The organism is Klebsiella variicola (assembly GCF_000828055.2).
Classification (GTDB): Bacteria; Pseudomonadota; Gammaproteobacteria; order Enterobacterales; family Enterobacteriaceae; genus Klebsiella; species Klebsiella variicola.
The window spans coordinates 4,070,800-4,088,966 of the sequence record NZ_CP010523.2 but is presented as its reverse complement, the minus strand read 5'-3'; the positions used below and the strand labels follow the sequence as shown (position 1 = coordinate 4,088,966).

Sequence of the window (18,167 nt, the reverse complement as noted above, 5' to 3'; positions counted from 1 at the left end):
ACCGACGTAGCATTACCGATAAATTAAACGGGTACCAGTTCCTGCCTATACTGGTACTGGCACTACTATGCTGGAGGGGTGATGACCACGATGCCGCAACGGGAGTTGACGATCGCCGTGCCGGACGATCGACGCAAACAGCTGGGGGCATTTTTGCGCGCCCGCCGTGAAAGCCTCGATCCGCAGCGCCTGGGGTTGCCCCGCGTGGGCCGCCGGCGCACGCCGGGCCTGCGTCGGGAAGAGGTGGCGATGCTCGCCGACGTCGGCGTCACCTGGTACACCTGGCTGGAGCAGGGGCGGGAGGTGAATCCGTCGGAGGCGGTGCTGGTGGGGGTCGCGAATGCCCTGCAGTGCAGTCCGCTGGAGACCCGGCACCTGTTCGTACTGGCGGGGCTGACCCCGCCGGAAGCCACCCAGGTGACGGTGTGCGAAGGCATCAGCCCCGGCACCCGCCGGATGCTGGACAGCCTGATGCCGCAGCCGGCCAGCATTCAGAAACCGAACTTTGATATTGTGGCCTGGAACGACAGCTTCTGCCGCCTGATGGGCATCGATTTCGCCACCCTCCCGGAAGAAGATCGCAACTGTATTTATCTCTATCTGACCCATGAGACCTGGCGCAGCCGGATCGAAAATCGCGATGTGCTGCCGACCTTCGTCTCCTATTTCCGCGCCGCGATGGCCGAGCACCGTGGCGATCCGGCGTGGGAAAACAAGCTGGCGCGCTTTTTCGCCGCCTCGTCGGAGTTTGAAGCGCTGTGGCATCAGCGTTACGAGGTGCGCGGTGTGGAAAACCAGATTAAACATTTTAACCACCCGCAGCTCGGGCGATTCAGTCTGCAGCAGATGTACTGGTATTCGGCGCCGCGCAACGGTTCGCGCCTGCTGGTCTATCTGCCGATGGACGAGGCGGGCGAGCAGGCGCTGGCGTGGCTGGACCAACATTAATCACAAGGAATCAGATGGCTGGCAATGTGCCATCTTCGGGTATTCCCGGCCGGCGCTGCTGGACGGTTCCCTTACCCTCCGGGAGAGGGGTAGGGAAAGCACTGTCGGGAAGTCCTGTATGTGATCTACGACTTCAGCACACATTGCGCTCCCGATACGCCTTCTGCGTTATGTCACTCATGGCGCAGGGAGCGCACAGGGGGCGGCCAGTCGCCGCCGCCCCCTGTACCCCCGGGCTCCGGCCAGCAACATCGCCACTGCGTGGTGCCTTCGACTTATCCCTGCAGGCTTCGGGTCGGGCCGAGGCAGCGTCCGTGCAAAACACGGCCCTCAGCCCGCATCCATGCGGGCTGCCCCGGCCTGCCGGGAACGTCTCAGCGATGTTGAGGCCGCCAGCATCGGCAGTTTCAGCAGCCCCAGGACCCGCGGTGATTTGGGTTTGTAGGCCGGGTAAGGCGTACGCCGCCACCCGGCAGAAAGGCGAGCACATTAGCGAAAACAGGTTTGTCATCAGTCTCAAGGAATGCCTATGAACGTAACCCGAAAAGAGCAGCGCATTATTCAGCGCGCGCTGAACGCCTGGCAGGCCAGCGGGGAGTTAACCCCGTCGGACAGTCAGCGGCTGGCGCACACGCTGCGCGTCTCCCCCTTCGACTGGCGGCGCCTGAGCCGCTACGCCTTCTGGACCGCGCTGGCCTGCGTGCTGATTGCTCTGGGCAGCCTGTTTGCCGACAGCGAGCTGGTGGCGTGGCTGCTGAGCCTGTTCAGCCACTCGGCGCTGACGCGGATCCTGCTGCCTGCGCTGCTGGCGGTCGCCTGCTACGGCTGGGGTTTTCGCCGCCAGCGGCGGGAGAGGCAGTGGCACTACAGCACCGAGGCGATTTTGTTTCTGGGCGTCGTCTTTACCGCCGTGTCGCTATGGCAGCTTGGCGAACGGCTGGATAACGGCAGCGGCCATATCGCACCGCTGTTTCTGGCCGGATGCGTGATTTACGGCGCCATCGGCTATATTGCCCGCTCCGGGCTGGTGTGGCTCTTTTTTCTGCTGGCGCTGGGCAACTGGTTCGGCGCGGAAACCGGCTACGTCTCGGGGTGGGGCGCCTACTGGCTGGGCATGAACTACCCGATTCGCTTCGTCCTGTTCGGCGGCGCGCTGCTGGCGCTCTGCTACGGCGCGCAATCCCTGCTTCGCCAGCGGCAGCTGTTTACCGTCAGCAAGGCGATGGGCCTCACGTACCTGTTTATTGCGCTGTGGATCCTGTCGATTTTCGGCAATTACGACGCAGACAGCTGGTACCAGGTGAGCCAGGCGCGACTCTTGCCGTGGGGGCTGCTGTTTGCCGTAGCGGCCGGCGTCTGCATTTTTATCAGCCTGAAAACCGATGACGGAATGCTGCGCGGCTTCGGACTAACCTTCCTGGCGATCAATCTCTATACCCGTTTCTTTGAGTTTTTCTGGAACGGGATGCACAAAGTGCTGTTTTTCCTGATCCTTGCCGTCTCGCTGGCGGTGATTGGCCGCTATGCCGAGCGCATCTGGCACGCCGGCGAAGGGCAGGTGGAGAAAAAATAAGCTCGCGTTGAGAACGCTAACCCCTCAGGCCGCGCTCAGTCGCGGCCTTTTTTCGTCCCTGATTCCAGTTTCAGCACATTTTTCTGCGATTGGCTGCAAATGAGCATAGGCTTGCCGGGTATCTCAAAGATTAGCCTTTAAGGCAATTTGTCTTCTATGCTAACCTCCAGAAGAAGGGAGTCTGATGTTCAGATTGGTTGTGCATGTGGACGTTAAAAAGGAATTGCAGGCGCTTCCGCCCATTGTCCAGGCGAAGATGATCCGGCAAATAGACAAGTTACGCCAAAATCCCACCGCGCTGAGAGAACCTGACAGTAAACCGCTGGGGCAGGGGTTATTTGAAATTCGTGCGTTAGGTTCGGTACAGGGGCGAGGGATCTACGTTTTTCAGCAAGGCAAGACGCTCTTTCTGCTACGGGTTTTTGTCAAGAAAACGCAAAAAACCCCGTCATCGGAAATTCGCCTGGCTCTGAAGCGATTAGAGGAGATGCGCAATGAGTAAAAAGATCATTGACTGGGATACGTTAAAAACAGAACTGCTTAGCCAGCCTGAGGTTCAGGCTGCGTTCGATGCGCAAGAACGTCAACAGCGATTACGTACTATGCTGGCGCAATGGCGCGAGCAGGCGGGGCTGACCCGAGCCCAGGTGGCGCAGAGGATGGGGGTGAGTGCGCCGACGGTCTCCAGAATGGAAGCCAATATCACCCGCGCCAGTCTGGATACCTTAACGCGATACGCGTTAGCCTGTGGAATAAAGCACCCACAAATTTTACTTTACTAACGCCCTCGGTGGCGATTCACTTACCGGCTCAAATTAACGACAGGCCGCACGGACCGTAGGTCGGGTAAGCGAAGCGCCACCCGACAAAACAACGGCGCATCGGGCTACGGCTCCGGGGAACAATGAATGGGTGCGCTCTGCCGCCCTCACCCCGGCCCTCTCCCACAGGGAGAGGGGGAAAACCGAGCCTCACTCCGGCCCTTCATACACAGGGAGAGGGAGAAACCGGCAGTTTCAGTCGCGCAAGTGGGTAAATCACCAACAGGTCGCACGGGCCGTAGGTCGGGTAAGCGAAGCGCCACCCGACAAAACAACGGCGCATCGGGCTACGGCTCCGGGGAACAATGAATGGGTGCGCTCTGCCGCCCTCACCCCGGCCCTCTCCCACAGGGAGAGGGGGAAAACCGAGCCTCACTCCGGCCCTTCATACACAGGGAGAGGGAGAAACCGGCAGTTTCAGTCGCGCAAGTGGGTAAATCACCAACAGGTCGCACGAACCCCAGGCCGGGCAAGGCGTGAGCCGCCGCCCGGCATAAAAGCCGCTCCGAGCCCGCTGCTCCTGCCCGGCGGCGCTGCGCTTGCGCGGGCCTACGGTGAGAGGTAACTATATGATATACATTGTTATGTAGGCCGGGTCAGGCGTAGCCGCCACCCGGCAATAACAAGCAGCACCAGAGGCGCCCGGTGAAAGGCGCCTGGTGGAGAGATTAAATCTCGGTAATGGTCGTCGACTGCGGCAGACGCGACTTCGGCAGGGTGGCGTTGAAATCTTCCACGCTATGGTGGCCAACCGGGACCACCACCAGGCTGGTGTAGCCCTGGGCTTTCAGGTCAAATTCCTCATCGAGGATCGCAAAATCAATCCCTTCGATCGGCACGGCGTCGAGGCCCATCGCCGCCACGCCCAGCAGGAAATTGCCGACGTTGAGATACACCTGCTTCGCCATCCACTGATCGTCATCTTTCAGCTCTTTGCGGTGCATATCGGCAAAGAAGGTACGACCCTTGTGGTTAGCGGCTTTTGCGTCCGGGGTGGCGAAACGGCCATCGGCCTCTTCCTGATCCACCACACGCTGCAGCCAGGCGTCGTCCATCGCGGTTTTCGCGCAGAACACCACCACGTGCGAGGCGTCGAGAATTTTGCGTTCGTTGAACACGTAGGTGCCGCTGGCGGCTTTGGCTACGCGAGCTTTCCCTTCATCGGTGCTGGCGACGATAAAGTGCCACGGCTGGGAGTTGGTGCTAGACGGGCTGTACTGCAGCAGCGTTTTCAGCTGTTCGGCTTCGCTGGCAGTCAGCTTTTTCGTGGCGTCAAAGGCCTTGGTGGAATAGCGCGTTAAAGCGACCGATACGATATCCATAACTCTTCCTCACAGTTTACAGCACCTTACCGGTGCGTTAAGGAGAGGAAGAGTACAGCGAAGATCGCCAAATGATAAGGGTGAAAAATGCGATAACACTTATCGCATTTGGCTGAAAATCAGCGCGGACGCAGGCGCTGCTGGGCCTTTTTACTCAGCTTGTTCACCACCTGATGCCACGAATCGTCAATCAGCTCGGCCAGCAGATCCTCGCTGATATCCTCTCCCGGCACCACCGTGATCCAGTGTTTCTTGTTCATATGGTAGCCCGGTTCGATACTGCGATAAATTTCCTGATTGAGCAGCGACTTCTGCGGCTCAGCCTTCAGGTTGACCAGCGCCCGGCCGCGAATGGTCATGGTGATCATAAAGATACGGCCATCGACCTTAAACACGTCGTACTCTGGCCCAAAAGGCCAGCAGTGCTCGGTAAACGGGTAGGTCAGGGCGATACGATGAGCGCAGGGATGCAGCATCTCGGGGGTCATTAGGCGTCCGCCTCATGCAGGGCGTTCCACATGGCTTCAAAGCCGAGGGCGATAATCTCCCGGGCGCGCTGCGGATCGTGGCTGGCGAATTCGATGGTGGTCTCCGCCAGCGACAGAAACAGGGCATCGCCAAAGGCGCGGTACGCCTCGCTGAGAAAAATCTCTTTCACCGACAGCTGGCACATTTCGTTGAGCTCCGGGAAGCTCTCTTTTACCTGGCGACGGGTTTCGTCGGTGATGCGCTCGCTGAGCGCCATCCGGCGGATCGCCTTGTGCTCCATCGGGTTGCGCACGCCCCAGTCGATATAGCTGTTCCAGATATTGCGCGCGTTCTCTTTCGGGCGCTTCTCGTGCGGATCCAGCCCGGCGATCATTGTGCGCACCAGGCGCAGCTTAATCGCGAGGTACAGCTCGTTGAGCAACTCATCCTTGGTGGCGAAATAGCGAAACAGCGTCCCCTCGGCCACCCCAGCGCTGCGGGCGATGGCCGACGTCGAGGCGGCGATGCCGGACTGGGCGAAAGCCGCGGTGGCAGCTTCCAGTAACGCTTGCTTTTTATCTTCACTCTTTGGACGAGCCACTACTTTTTTCCTCACGCAGGTTTAAACAAACCGCCGATCTTTGCACGTCTGACCAGGTCGCTGCAACGGCGGAACGCAAAAATTGAAAATCGTCTTGACGACTTTCATCACTTTCCTAATAATGAGTGCGTACTCACTCATAATCAAGTTATATCACAAAGCCTCCGGGATGGGGGCTTTTGTCTGGTCAGGATATGAACCGTGTCACTTTTAGCGTGGTCGCCATCATGTTACTCGCAGCAGCAACGACATTGCCGTTTGTCCTCAATGCCGGTTTTGGTAAGGCGCCGCAGGGGGCACAGCTTAGCCAGGTGGAAGCGTCTCCCCACTACCGGGACGGCCAGTTCCATAACCAATTGCCCACGCCAGGGTTCACCGGGCAGAAAAATATGCTGGCGGCGTGGTGGGATTTCCTGATGACCAAACGGGAAAACGCCCGTCCCGCTCAGCCGCTGCCGCTGGTGAAGACCGACCTGGCGACGCTGCCCCTGGGGCAGGATGTGATGGTCTGGCTCGGCCACTCCTCCTGGTACCTGCAGCTGGCAGGAAAACGTATCCTGATCGATCCGGTGTTCAGCGATTACGCGGCGCCGTTCTCCTTTATCAATAAAGCCTTTCCCGGCGACTATCCGTGGCGGGCGGAAGGGATGCCGGATATCGATCTGCTGATCATCTCCCACGATCACTACGACCATCTGGATTACGCCACCATCCGCGCCTTGCTGCCGAAAATTAAGCGGGTCATTACGCCGCTGGGCGTCGGGTCGCATCTGCGCTACTGGGGGATGGACGGGGCGCTGATTAGCGAAGCGGACTGGCAGCAGGCGATCCCGGTCAGCGATGAATTCACCGTTCACGTTCTGCCGGCGCGGCACTTTTCCGGCCGTGGACTGAAGCGTAACCAGACGCTGTGGGCCAGTTTTCTGTTCGTCACCCCGCAGCAAAAAATTTATTACAGCGGCGACAGCGGCTATGGGCCGCATTTCAAAGCGATTGGTGATGAATTTGGTCCGGTTGATCTGGCGATCATGGAGAACGGGCAGTATGACCAGGACTGGAAATATATTCACATGATGCCGGATGAAACGGCTCAGGCTGCCGACGACCTGCGCGCCCGCGCGGTGCTGCCTGGGCATGCAGGACGGTTTGTTCTGGCGAAACACAGCTGGGATGAACCGTATCAACGGCTGGCGGCTGCCAGCGAAGGAAGGGCCTGGCGTCTGCTGACGCCTATGCAGGGCGAGCCGCTGTGGGTCGCCGATAAGACGCAATCATTTAACGCCTGGTGGCGCTAAGCGCCAGTGCAGTTTCAGAGGAGAGAGCATATGACGATTTCCGCTCAGGTGATTGACACTATCGTCGAGTGGATTGATGACAACCTGCATCAACCGCTGCGTATTGATGATATCGCTCGCCATGCCGGGTATTCGAAATGGCATCTGCAACGGCTGTTTTTACAGTACAAGGGAGAGAGCCTTGGGCGCTATATTCGTGAAAGGAAGCTGCTGCTGGCCGCCCGCGATCTGCGCGACACCGATCAGCGGGTCTACGATATCTGCCTGAAGTATGGCTTCGATTCGCAACAGACCTTTACCCGCGTCTTCACCCGGACCTTCAACCAGCCGCCGGGCGCCTACCGCAAAGAAAACCACAGCCGCGCCCACTGAGGCGCGCTCTCCTGGTTTACCGTTCGAGGGAGAACCAGCGACGCCACACCCAGCGCAGCACCAGAAATTCAAGGGTGCCCAGCGCTAAGAACCACAGACAAAACAACACCGTATAGAGCTGGTTGAGATCCATCATATGGAATGTCTCAACCAGCTTTTGCGCCAGCGTCAGGCCCAGCGAAGGCGCGGGCAACAGCAGACAGGAGAGCAGGGCCAGCAGTAAGATCCCGGCGGCGGAGAGAAGCGTTTCCAGCGGATGTTTCATGTCATGTTAATCATCAGTTAAAAAACATATTGTCCGGTAAAATAATGCTTAACGCAATATGCTTTGTTTTTTTACTCTCTATAACACGGCTATTTTAAATATTATTGCCTGCCATTCGCTCTCATGTTAATTAATCTGAAATAATTTGTAATTAAGTTAATTGCAGCCGGATGTAAATTAACGTCATTATTATGCCAGCGCTTTTACAAAACTATAAGTGCTATATCCCACCAGCGTGGCAACAATGATGGCCAGCAGGATGTACAGCACCAGACGGCGTCCTCGGTAGATTCCAAACATATTTAACCTCGTTTAGTTTTGGTTTATTAATATTCTGTAATATTTATCTTGTGAATTAACTTATCACACATTTTGTATTTTGCGAAAAATTTAGGCGCATATTGGATCACATTTTTACCGGCTTTTTAGCCACGTTTTACTTCATTGGCCAGGAATGATTTCAGGCTTTCCGATTCACGGAATTTATAAGGAAAATGTAATTTGACCAAGATGAATAACCCAAAGTTTACGACGCCCTCGGGCGACACCGCGCCACGGCAGGTCTGGCAGCAGACCGTTGACGCAGTGCTGGCGCAGACAAAAAGCCAGGCCGCTGGGTTAAATTCCGCAGACGCCGCCGAGCGCCTGAATACCTTTGGTCCGAATGCCCTGCCGGAAAAGAAGGGTAAACCGGGCTGGCTGCGCTTTCTCGCCCACTTTAACGACGTACTGATTTACGTGCTGCTGGCGGCTGCGGCGCTGACCGCCCTTATGGGGCACTGGGTCGATACCCTGGTGATCCTCGGCGTGACGGTGATTAACGCCCTGATCGGTCATATCCAGGAGAGCAACGCCGAAAAATCCCTGCAGGGGATCCGCAACATGCTCTCCAGCGATGCCCGCGTCCAGCGTAACGGCAAACATGAGACTATCCCGACGCGCGACCTGGTTCCGGGGGACATCGTTATCCTGCGCGCCGGCGACCGCGTACCAGCGGATATGCGCCTGATTGAAACCCACAACCTGCGGGTGGAAGAGGCGATCCTCACCGGCGAGTCGACGGTGGTGGATAAAATCACCGACGCGCTGGAGGGCGACCTGCCGCTGGGCGACCGTGTGAACATGGTCTTCTCCGGCACCACCGTCAGCGCTGGCGGCGGCATCGGCGTGGTGACCGCCACCGGCGCGGAGACCGAACTCGGCCATATCAACCAGATGATGGCGGGCATTGAGAAGCACCGTACCCCGCTGCTGGTGCAGATGGATAAGCTCGGCAAAGCGATTTTTGTCATTATCCTCGCCATGATGGTGGCGCTGTTTATCTTTAGCCTCGCGCTGCGGGATATCCCGATGGGCGAGCTGCTGCTGTCGCTGATTAGCCTGGCGGTGGCCGCGGTACCGGAGGGGCTGCCGGCGATCATCTCGATTATTCTGTCGCTGGGCGTGCAGACGATGGCGCGCAAGCGGGCGATTATTCGTAAGCTGCCGACCGTGGAAACTCTCGGCGCCATGACCGTGGTCTGTTCGGATAAAACCGGCACTCTGACGATGAACGAAATGACCGTCAAAGCGATCATCACGGCAGACTGCTGCTACCGGGTGGAAGGCGACAGCTATGAGCCGCAGGGACGGATCTTCCTTGAGGGGAGCGACGAGCCCGTGCAGGTTCAGCCCGGCACCGTGCTGGAGACCTGGCTGCGCACCATCGACCTGTGTAACGACAGCCAGCTTACCCAGGATGAGCGCGGTCTGTGGGGGATCACCGGCGGGCCGACCGAAGGGGCGCTGAAGGTGCTGGCGGCGAAAGCGCAGCTCCCGGCGGTGGAGGCCCGTCTGGTGGCCAAGATCCCCTTTGACTCACAGTACAAATATATGTCGACCCTGCAGCACATCGATGGCGAGGCCCGGGTGCTGATCACCGGTGCGCCGGACGTTATCTTCGCCATGTGCCGCGAGCAGATGAGCCGCCACGGCGCGGTGCCGTTCGAGGCGCAGTACTGGGAAGAGGAGATGGCGCGCTTCGCCCGTCAGGGACTGCGCATGGTGGCGGCGGCCTGTAAGCCTGCCAGCCTTGATGCCACCACCCTCAACCATGAGGACCTGCAGGAGGGGCTGATTTTCCTCGGCATCGCCGGGATGATGGATCCCCCGCGTCCGGAAGCCATTGACGCCATCCACGCCTGCCAGACCGCCGGGATCCGCGTGAAGATGATCACTGGCGACCACCCGCAGACGGCGATGAGCATCGGCCAGATGCTGGGGATCACCAACAGCAGCCAGGCCATGACCGGCTACCAGCTGGAGCACATGGACGATGCGGCGCTGGCGAAGGCGGCGGTGGAGTACGACATCTTTGCCCGTACCAGCCCGGAGCATAAGCTGCGCCTGGTGAAAGCCCTGCAGGATAACGGCGAAGTGGTCGGCATGACCGGAGACGGCGTCAACGACGCGCCGGCGCTGCGCCAGGCCGACGTGGGTATCGCCATGGGTATCAAAGGTACCGAAGTCACCAAAGAGGCGGCTGACATGGTGTTGACCGATGATAACTTCGCGACCATCGCCAGCTCGGTAAAAGAGGGCCGTCGGGTCTATGACAACCTGAAGAAGACCATCCTCTTCATCATGCCGACCAACCTGGCGCAGGGGCTGCTGATCATCATCGCCCTGCTGGCGGGGAACATTATTCCGCTGACCCCGGTGCTGATCCTGTGGATGAACATGGCGACGTCGGCGACGCTCTCCTTCGGCCTGGCCTTTGAAGCCGCAGAGCGCAACGTGATGAACCGCCCGCCGCGTAAAACCGGCCAGCACGTGATGGATGGCTTCGCCGTGTGGCGAGTGGCTTTTGTCGGGTCTATGATTGCTATTGCCGCCTTTATCCTTGAGGCCTGGCTGGCGCCGCGCGGCCACAGTCCGGAGTTTATCCGCACCGTGCTGCTGCAGATGCTGGTGACGGCGCAGTGGGTCTACATGATCAACTGCCGCAGCAGCGACAGCTTCTCCCTGAGCATGGGTCTGCTGCGCAACAAAGGCATCTGGCTGGTGACCGGTGTCCTGCTGCTGATGCAACTGGTCATTATCTATGTCCCGCTGATGCAGAGCATGTTTGGTACGGAAGCGCTGCCGCTGCGCTACTGGTTTATCACCCTGGTCATCGGCGTCGCCATGTTCCTGGTGGTGGAAGTTGAGAAGCGCCTGACGCGCCGGTTCCGCAAAACGGCTTGATTGATCTCGCGCGCCTCGCTGCAGGCGCGCGTTACTTTCGCAAGGATCCCCCTATGATTAAAACCTTCCGCTTTGCTCTGCTGGCCTGCGGTCTGGCCGGCGGCGCCCTGACGGCGACCGCCGCGCCGGCGGTGCCGGTCCGCGTCGCCACGGTCGAACTGGCGCCTCATGCTGAAGAACGCGCGATCCCCGGGCGGGTCGAGGCGATCCGCGCCGTCGACATTCGCGCGCGCACCGAAGGGGTGATAGTTCAGCGCCACTTCCAGGATGGCCAGTATGTTACCGAGGGCGACCTGCTGTTTACCCTCGACGACGCGCAGCCCCGCGCGGCCCTGGCCCTGGCGCAGGCCGAGCTGAAAAGCGCCGAAGCCTCATTACGTCAGTCGCAGCAACTGCTCACTCGCTACGAGCGGCTCATTAACAACCACTCCATCAGCCGCAACGACGTCGACACGGCCCGGATGCAGCGCGACGTCGCCGCCGCCGCCGTGCAGCAGGCGAAAGCCCGCGTCGAGGCCCAGCAGATTGTGCTCAGCTACACCCGGATTGCGGCGCCGGTGACCGGTCGCGTGGGCCACAGCGCCTTTCACGTCGGGACGCTGATTAACCCATCCAGCGGCGTGCTGGTGGACATCGTGCAGCTGGATCCGGTGCGGGTGTCGTTCGCTCTCGACGAAGCCGCATTTTTCAGCAAATCCGGCCAGCATGCCGACATCCACGCCCTGAAGCAGGCGTGGCTGGCGCAGATTGACGTGGATGGCAAACGGCGCGATGGGGTGTTGACCTCCATCGATAACCGGATTGACGCCCGCACCGGCAGCGTGGCGGTGCGGGCGGAGTTCGCCAATCCGCAGCACCGTCTGCTGCCGGGCGGCAGCGTAACAATCCTGTTCCGTCCGCAGGAGCTGCAGTCACGGGTGATGATCCCGGCCGCCGCCGTGCAGCAGGATCCGCAGGGCTTTTTCAGCTGGGTGCTGAAGCCGGACCACACCGCCGGGCAGCGTCGTCTGACCCTCGCGGGGCAGCAGGGGCAGCAGTTTGCGGTTGAGAAAGGGCTGCAGGCGGGCGAGCAGGTGATCACCGACGGCGCGCAGCGTTTACGCGAAGGCGCCGCGGTACAGGTGCTGAACTAAGTAAGGAGAAGGGATGCTGACTTTTTTTATCCGTCGTCCGCGATTTGCCATGGTGATCGCGCTGCTGCTGACCTTTGTCGGCGCGGTGTCGCTGAAGCTGATCCCGGTGGAGCAGTACCCGGCGATCACCCCGCCAGTGGTGAACGTCAGCGCCAGTTGGCCGGGCGCCAGCGCGTCAGATGTGGCGGAAGCCATCGCCGCCCCGCTGGAGACCCAGCTCAACGGCGTCGATCATATGCTGTATATGGAGTCCACCAGCTCGGATGAGGGAACGTACCGCCTGAGCATTACCTTCGCGGCGGGCACCGATGCCGACCTGGCGGCGATCGACGTGCAAAACCGGGTGGCGCAGGCGCTGGCGCAGCTCCCGGCGGAGGTGCAGCAGAATGGCGTCCAGGTCCGCAAGCGCGCCAGCAACCTGCTGATGGGGGTGAGCCTCTACTCGCCGCTGGGCACGCTGTCGCCGCTGTTTGTCAGTAACTACGCCAGCACCCAGGTGCGCGAGGCGCTGGCCCGCCTGCCCGGCGTCGGCGAGGTGCAGATGTTTGGCGCCCGGGATTACAGTATGCGCATCTGGCTGCGTCCGGACCGCATGAATGCGCTCAACATCACCACGGATGACGTTGCCCAGGCGCTGCGCGAGCAGAATGTGCAGGGCGCGGCGGGGCAGGTGGGCACCCCGCCAGTATTCAACGGCCAGCAGCAGACGCTGACCATCAACGGGCTGGGGCGTCTGAACGAGGCGGCCAGCTTTGGCGAGATTATCCTCCGCCGCGGCGCGCAGGGGCAGCTGGTTCGCCTCGCCGACGTGGCGACCATTGAGCTGGGCGCCCGCAGCTACAGCTCCGGCGCGCAGCTGAACGGTAAAGCGTCGGCCTATCTGGGGATCTACCCGACGCCCACCGCCAATGCCCTGCAGGTCGCCAGCGCAGTGCGTGCGGAGCTTAACCGCCTGCACACTCGCTTTCCGGCGGATCTCACCTGGGAGGTGAAGTTCGATACCACCCGCTTTGTGGCGGCGACGATCAAAGAGATCGGCGTCTCGCTGGCGCTGACCCTGCTGGCAGTGGTCGTGGTGGTGTCGCTGTTCCTGCAGAGCTGGCGAGCGACGCTGATCGTAGTGCTGGCGATCCCGGTGTCACTGATCGGCACCTTTGCGGTGCTCTATCTGCTGGGCTACAGCGCCAACACCCTCAGCCTGTTCGCGATCATTCTCGCCCTGACGATGGTGGTGGATGACGCCATTGTGGTGGTGGAGAATGTGGAAACCAAAATGGCGGAAGGGCTGGATCGCCTGCAGGCCACCGCCCAGGCGCTGCAGCAGATCGCCGGGCCGGTGATCGCCACGACCCTGGTGCTGCTGGCGGTATTTGTGCCGGTGGCGCTGCTCCCGGGGATCGTCGGCGAGCTGTACCGGCAGTTTGCCGTGACGCTCTCCACCGCGGTGGCCCTGTCGAGCCTGGTGGCGCTAACCCTGACGCCGGCCCTCTGCGCACTGCTGCTGCGCCCGCGTCCCGCCCGGCCAGCGGCGGTGTGGCGGGCGTTTAACCGTCTTCTCGACGGTACCCGCGACGGCTATGGCCGGCTGGTGGGCTGGATGAACCGCCGTCCCTGGCTGGCGCTGGCGGCGACGGTGGCGGCAGGCGCGCTGGTGGCGTTCAGCTTCACCTCAATGCCGAAAGGCTTCCTGCCGCAGGAAGATCAGGGTTACCTGTTTGCCAGCGTGCAACTGCCGGAGGCGGCGTCGCTGGAGCGTACCGAAGCGGTGATGGCCCAGGCGCGCAATCTGCTGATGGCTAACCCGGCGGTGGAGGATGTGATTCAGGTGTCCGGCTTCAACATTCTCAACGGCACCAGCGCCTCTAACGGCGGGTTTATCTCGGTAATGCTCAAGGACTGGCACCAGCGGCCGCCGCTGGATGCGGTGATGGCAGATATTCAGCGCCAACTGCTGTCGCTACCGGAGGCGACGATCATGACCTTCGCGCCGCCGACCCTGCCGGGCCTGGGCAATGCCTCGGGGTTTGATCTGCGCATCCTGGCGCAGGCCGGTCAGTCGTCGGCGGAGCTGGAGCAGGTGACGCGGCAGATCCTCCAGCTGGCGAACCAGCATCCTCAACTGAGCCGGGTGTTTACCACCTGGAGCAGCAACGTGCCGCAGCTGACCCTGACGGTCGACCGCGATCGGGCGGCGCTGCTGGATGTGCCGGTGGCGCAGATTTTCAGCAGCCTGCAGACGGCGTTCGGCGGCACGCGCGCCGGCGATTTCAGCCGTAACAATCGTGTCTATCATGTGGTGATGCAAAATGAGATGCAGTGGCGCGAGCGGGCAGAGCAGATTAGCGAGCTGTACGTCCGCAGCCGCGACGGCGAGCGGGTGCGGCTGAGCAATCTGGTCACCATTACGCCGACGGTGGGGGCGCCGTTTATTCAGCAGTACAATCAGTTCCCGTCCGTTTCAGTGAGCGGTTCAGCGGCCGAGGGGGTCAGCAGCCGCACGGCGATGGCGGCCATGGAGCAGATTTTGCAGGCCCATCTGCCGCCGGGATATGACTATGCCTGGAGCGGGATCTCCTGGCAGGAGCAGCAGACCGGCAATCAGGCGGTGTGGATCGTGCTGGCGGCGGTAGCGATGGCGTGGCTGTTCCTGGTGGCGCAGTATGAGAGCTGGACGCTGCCGGCGAGCGTCATGCTCTCGGTGCTGTTCGCCATCGGCGGAGCGCTGCTCTGGCTGTGGACCGCGGGCTATGCCAACGATGTGTATGTTCAGATAGGGCTGGTGCTGCTGATTGCTCTGGCAGCGAAGAACGCGATTCTGATTGTTGAATTCGCCCGCAGCCGGCGCGAGGAGGGGCTGTCGATAGTTGACGCTGCGCGCGAGGGGGCCACCCGCCGCTTCCGCGCGGTGATGATGACCGCGGTGTCGTTTATTATCGGCATTATGCCGATGATGCTCGCCACCGGCGCCGGGGCGCAGAGCCGGCGGATCATCGGCACCACGGTATTCAGCGGTATGCTGGTGGCGACGATGATTGGCATCCTGTTTATCCCGTCGCTGTATGTGCTGTTTCAGCGTATGCGTGAGTGGGCGCATCGGCGGGGGTAAGCGTTGCGCCACAGCGTCTGCCTGTCGATCCCCTCTCCCTGTGGGAGAGGGTTAGGGTGAGGGGGATTTTCCGTTCACGTCGCGTTTGGCCTTATCTGCCGGAGCAACAGCGTCTGCCGGGCGGTCCCCTCTCCCTGTGGGAGAGGGTTAGGGTGAGGGGGAATTTTCCGTTCACGTTGCGTTTGGCCTTATCTGCCGGAGCAACAGCGTCTGCCGGGCGCTCCCCTCTCCCTGTGGGAGAGGGTTAGGGTGAGGGTGGGTTTTGCGTTCACGTTGCGTTTGGCCTTATCTGCCGGAGCAACAGCGTCTGCCGGGCGGTCCTCTCTCCCTGTGGGAGAGGGTTAGGGTGAGGGGGAATTTTCCGTTCACGTTGCGTTTGGCAGAAAAGGGTAGTCCTTCGCTGGTGAACGGGTAAAGGGGGAGAAAACCGTCTCCCCCTTTACAATCCCCCCGGTCCCGCAGAGAAATCGGTGCTGCGCACTACGCTCACCTCCCGGTCGTCCGCCTGCGGTCGGCTCAACTCGACGTCGTGTCTCGAATCGCCTCTGGCCGCCCTCCGTGGCGGCCAGCCCTTGTCTGCCGACCTCCGGTTCGCCGATTTCAGCGGGAATCGGCCCCGCTGCACGCCCGTAGTTTTCAGAGGCCAAACCATAGCGATCAGAATATATCCGTTAAAAATTGTATGTGCCTTTCTCCGTGGCCCCGCTGTGTATACCGGAGCAACAGCGTCTGCCGGGCGGTCCCCTCTCCCTGTGGGAGAGGGTTAGGGTGGGGGAATTTTCCGTTCACGTTGCGTTTGGCAGAAAAGGGTAGTCCTTCGCTGGTGAACGGGTAAGGACGGCGGGCACGGCGCCGCTTTTGTGCCGGGCGCCCGCTACTTCCTCTCCACCGTTATCATGGTCACGAACGGATGATACTGCCACGGCACGCTGCCGCCTTTGCGGTACATCTTCGACAGCGTGCCGTCGAGATAGAGCATCTGCTGCACCCCGAGCTTTGACTGCGCATAGCAGGCAAAATCATAGAAGTTGGTCTCGCGATCGCTGAGCATAAACACCACCCGGCCCTGCTTATCGATACCCACCCCGTTACGCAGCTTGCGCGAACTGGCGGAGGGCTTCAGCCGCCAGTTGATGACGCCATTCTCAATCAGCATCGGGCCGGACTGCACCGCATAGCGGATGGCGGGAGAGGGTTTGTACGCCGGCAGCGGCACGATTTTCGCCCGGCCGTTCGCCACCAGGAACACGCCGCCGGGGCGGATAAAGAAGTTCCCGCCGCCGGCGGAACGGTTTACCGGCGTCAGCCGTTTACCGTCTTCGATATACAGCCCCAGCGGCGCGTAGGCTTTATCGTAAATGCCGCCGTTCATCGCCATCTGCACCCGGCCGTCGCCATCGATACCCGCCAGCAGCGAACGCAGGGAACCCCACGCTTTGCCGTGCCGATCCTGCCAGTACATCGCAATGCGCTCTTTCTGCGCATCCACCCGATAGCTCTGCAGGGTCAGCGTCGGGTCGGTGAGGGTACAGGCGGCGCTGGCGACGGCGGCCAGGGGCAGCAGCGCCAGGGGGAGCAGGCAACGTAATAACATGGGCAGTCCTTTCTATGGTCTGCGCCGAGTATACCCGCCTCGCTGCCTTATGCCGCCCAAATCTCACAGTGTTTTTGCACCAGGCCGGAAAGCGAACCGCCGTTGGCGATAAAGTCGCGCATCTGCTGCGCTTCGCTGTGCGGCGATTTCGCCTGGCGGACCACCGCTTCCAGCGCCGCCGTCGCCTTCAACTGATGGGCGAAGGGGGCCAGCCGGTCGGCGAGCTGCAGGAGTTCCTGGCGGATGCTGCGCTGCTCTCCGCTGCGCACGTCGGTGAGGGTCCCGTCCAGCCCATAGCGGCACGCCTGATAGCGATTAAAGGGGTACAGCAGATAATCATCAGGCTGGTGCTTAAAAGGGCGCTCCGTCAACAGCCAGCAGGCCAGGGTCTGTATAAAGCCGGCGATATGGATCGCCTGGGCGAGGGTCAGGGGAGTGTCCATCACCCGCACCTCGACGGTACCAAACTGCGGGCTGGGGCGAATATCCCAGTGCAGATCCTTCATGCTGTCGATCATGCTGGTGTAGCTCAGCTGACGGAACAGGCGACGAAACCCCTGCCAGTCTGCCACCCACGGCATCGGACCGTTGTCTGGATAGGAGGAGAAGCGGTTCAGGCGTGAACAGGCGAAGCGGCTGTCGGTACTGTCAAACCACGGCGAGGCGGCGTTAAGGGCGATGAAGTGCGGTACAAAGCGCGACAGGCCGTGCAGCAGATAGAGGGCGTCGTCGCCGCTCTGGCAGCCGACGTGCACATGCTGGCCAAAGACCGTGGCCTGCTGCGCCAGATAGCCAAAATGCTCGACGGTTTTAACATAGCGCGGATTGTCGCTGATTTGCTGACGCTGCCAGGCATGAAAGGGGTGCGAACCGCCGCCGCAGATCTGCAGATGATGGCGCAGCGCCGCGCGCTGAACCGCCTGCTGGATGGCGCTGAGCTGGGTTTGGGCATGGCTGATGTCGCGGCACACCCCGGTGGCGATCTCCAGCATGCTCTCGGTGATGTCATGTTTGGCTTCTCCCACGGTCAACTGATGCTGGACGTCGGCAATCAGCGTCGAGGCATCCTGGCTGAGGTCGTAACCCGGCGGGTTCACCACCTGCAGCTCCAGTTCGATACCGAGGGTAAAAGGATCGGAGCGGTGAAAATCGGCTAAAGGCATAGTCTCTCCCGGTCGATGTGTTCCCTGAAGTATAGAAGGGATTGATCCCGACGGAGAATACGCGGCGGCGGCGGACGGGGGATGAATAAAAAGTGACGCAGAGTGATTATTTGAAATTTGCCATATAGCGGCTGGTGCAATTCTGCAACATATTTCCCGCTGGCGGTGCGGCGGAATAAGGCGCAATTATTTTCCCATAATTATCATGGTGATAATATAAGCCCTTCTTATTTTACCGGTCGGTTTTGGCCTATTTTCGTCCGCGTAAGAGCTGGTACGCA

General features: G+C 60.7%; 15 protein-coding genes. 9 read left to right on the top strand and 6 right to left on the bottom strand.

Features of this window, described 5'->3' with window-relative positions; translation table 11 throughout:
- Positions 1–81 precede the first annotated feature (81 nt).
- The 4 genes from SP68_RS19170 (at position 82) to SP68_RS19150 (ending at position 3,303) form a co-directional block, all read left to right on the top strand.
- Positions 82–948 carry a helix-turn-helix transcriptional regulator gene (locus SP68_RS19170; RefSeq protein ID WP_008805530.1) on the top strand — a complete coding sequence of 289 codons (867 nt, stop codon included), beginning with the start codon at positions 82–84 and terminating at the stop codon, positions 946–948.
- A 529-nt stretch (positions 949–1,477) separates the two neighbouring features.
- Positions 1,478–2,521 carry a DUF2157 domain-containing protein gene (locus tag SP68_RS19160; RefSeq protein WP_016160437.1) on the top strand — a complete coding sequence of 348 codons (1,044 nt, stop codon included), beginning with the start codon at positions 1,478–1,480 and terminating at the stop codon, positions 2,519–2,521.
- A gap of 184 nt (positions 2,522–2,705) precedes the next feature.
- Complete coding sequence (locus tag SP68_RS19155; protein WP_012542526.1) at positions 2,706–3,023, top strand: type II toxin-antitoxin system RelE/ParE family toxin; 318 nt, start codon at positions 2,706–2,708, stop codon at positions 3,021–3,023.
- Positions 3,016–3,303: a helix-turn-helix domain-containing protein gene (locus tag SP68_RS19150; RefSeq protein ID WP_012542525.1), complete on the top strand. Its 288-nt coding sequence runs from the start codon at positions 3,016–3,018 to the stop codon at positions 3,301–3,303. The genes SP68_RS19155 and SP68_RS19150 overlap by 8 nt, the downstream gene beginning before the upstream one ends.
- Before the next feature lie 707 nt (positions 3,304–4,010).
- On the opposite strand, the gene nfsB is transcribed toward SP68_RS19150, so the two are convergent.
- The 3 genes from nfsB to SP68_RS19135 all read right to left on the bottom strand — a co-directional run bounded on the left by nfsB (position 4,011) and on the right by SP68_RS19135 (position 5,733).
- Positions 4,011–4,664: an oxygen-insensitive NAD(P)H nitroreductase gene (gene nfsB, locus SP68_RS19145; protein ID WP_032729541.1), complete on the bottom strand. Its 654-nt coding sequence runs from the start codon at positions 4,662–4,664 to the stop codon at positions 4,011–4,013.
- A gap of 119 nt (positions 4,665–4,783) precedes the next feature.
- Complete coding sequence (locus SP68_RS19140) at positions 4,784–5,152, bottom strand: MmcQ/YjbR family DNA-binding protein (protein WP_008805536.1); 369 nt, start codon at positions 5,150–5,152, stop codon at positions 4,784–4,786.
- The gene (locus SP68_RS19135; RefSeq protein ID WP_012968754.1) at positions 5,152–5,733 is read right to left on the bottom strand and encodes a TetR/AcrR family transcriptional regulator; all 582 of its coding nucleotides are present in this window, start codon (positions 5,731–5,733) and stop codon (positions 5,152–5,154) included. The genes SP68_RS19140 and SP68_RS19135 overlap by 1 nt, the downstream gene beginning before the upstream one ends.
- Positions 5,734–5,912: 179 nt before the next feature.
- On the opposite strand from SP68_RS19135, the gene SP68_RS19130 reads away from it, so the two are divergent.
- Both SP68_RS19130 and SP68_RS19125 read left to right on the top strand, forming a co-directional pair.
- Entirely contained in the window at positions 5,913–7,028 is a 1,116-nt protein-coding gene (locus tag SP68_RS19130; protein ID WP_162499993.1) for an MBL fold metallo-hydrolase, read from the top strand.
- A 30-nt stretch (positions 7,029–7,058) separates the two neighbouring features.
- Entirely contained in the window at positions 7,059–7,400 is a 342-nt protein-coding gene (locus SP68_RS19125) for a RamA family antibiotic efflux transcriptional regulator (RefSeq protein WP_002893035.1), read from the top strand.
- A 16-nt stretch (positions 7,401–7,416) separates the two neighbouring features.
- Here the strand turns inward: SP68_RS19125 and SP68_RS19120 are convergent, their stop codons facing one another.
- On the bottom strand, positions 7,417–7,665 hold the full coding sequence (locus SP68_RS19120; RefSeq protein WP_008805539.1) for a DUF1158 domain-containing protein: 249 nt from the start codon (positions 7,663–7,665) through the stop codon (positions 7,417–7,419).
- A 501-nt stretch (positions 7,666–8,166) separates the two neighbouring features.
- Here SP68_RS19120 and SP68_RS19115 point away from each other — a divergent pair.
- The 3 genes from SP68_RS19115 to SP68_RS19105 are packed head-to-tail and all read left to right on the top strand — an operon-like array spanning position 8,167 to position 15,129.
- Entirely contained in the window at positions 8,167–10,890 is a 2,724-nt protein-coding gene (locus SP68_RS19115) for a cation-transporting P-type ATPase (RefSeq protein WP_040973783.1), read from the top strand.
- 53 nt (positions 10,891–10,943) lie between these two features.
- Entirely contained in the window at positions 10,944–12,023 is a 1,080-nt protein-coding gene (locus SP68_RS19110) for an efflux RND transporter periplasmic adaptor subunit (RefSeq protein WP_023297184.1), read from the top strand.
- Between the two features lie 13 nt (positions 12,024–12,036).
- Complete coding sequence (locus SP68_RS19105) at positions 12,037–15,129, top strand: efflux RND transporter permease subunit (RefSeq protein WP_038422231.1); 3,093 nt, start codon at positions 12,037–12,039, stop codon at positions 15,127–15,129.
- Between the two features lie 874 nt (positions 15,130–16,003).
- On the opposite strand, the gene SP68_RS19100 is transcribed toward SP68_RS19105, so the two are convergent.
- Together SP68_RS19100 and SP68_RS19095 are read right to left on the bottom strand one after the other, a co-directional pair.
- A complete protein-coding gene (locus tag SP68_RS19100; RefSeq protein WP_040973787.1) occupies positions 16,004–16,723 on the bottom strand; it encodes a phosphodiester glycosidase family protein in 720 nt (239 codons plus the stop codon).
- A gap of 47 nt (positions 16,724–16,770) precedes the next feature.
- Positions 16,771–17,886: a YbdK family carboxylate-amine ligase gene (locus SP68_RS19095; protein ID WP_040973789.1), complete on the bottom strand. Its 1,116-nt coding sequence runs from the start codon at positions 17,884–17,886 to the stop codon at positions 16,771–16,773.
- Between the last annotated feature and the right edge of the window lie 281 nt (positions 17,887–18,167).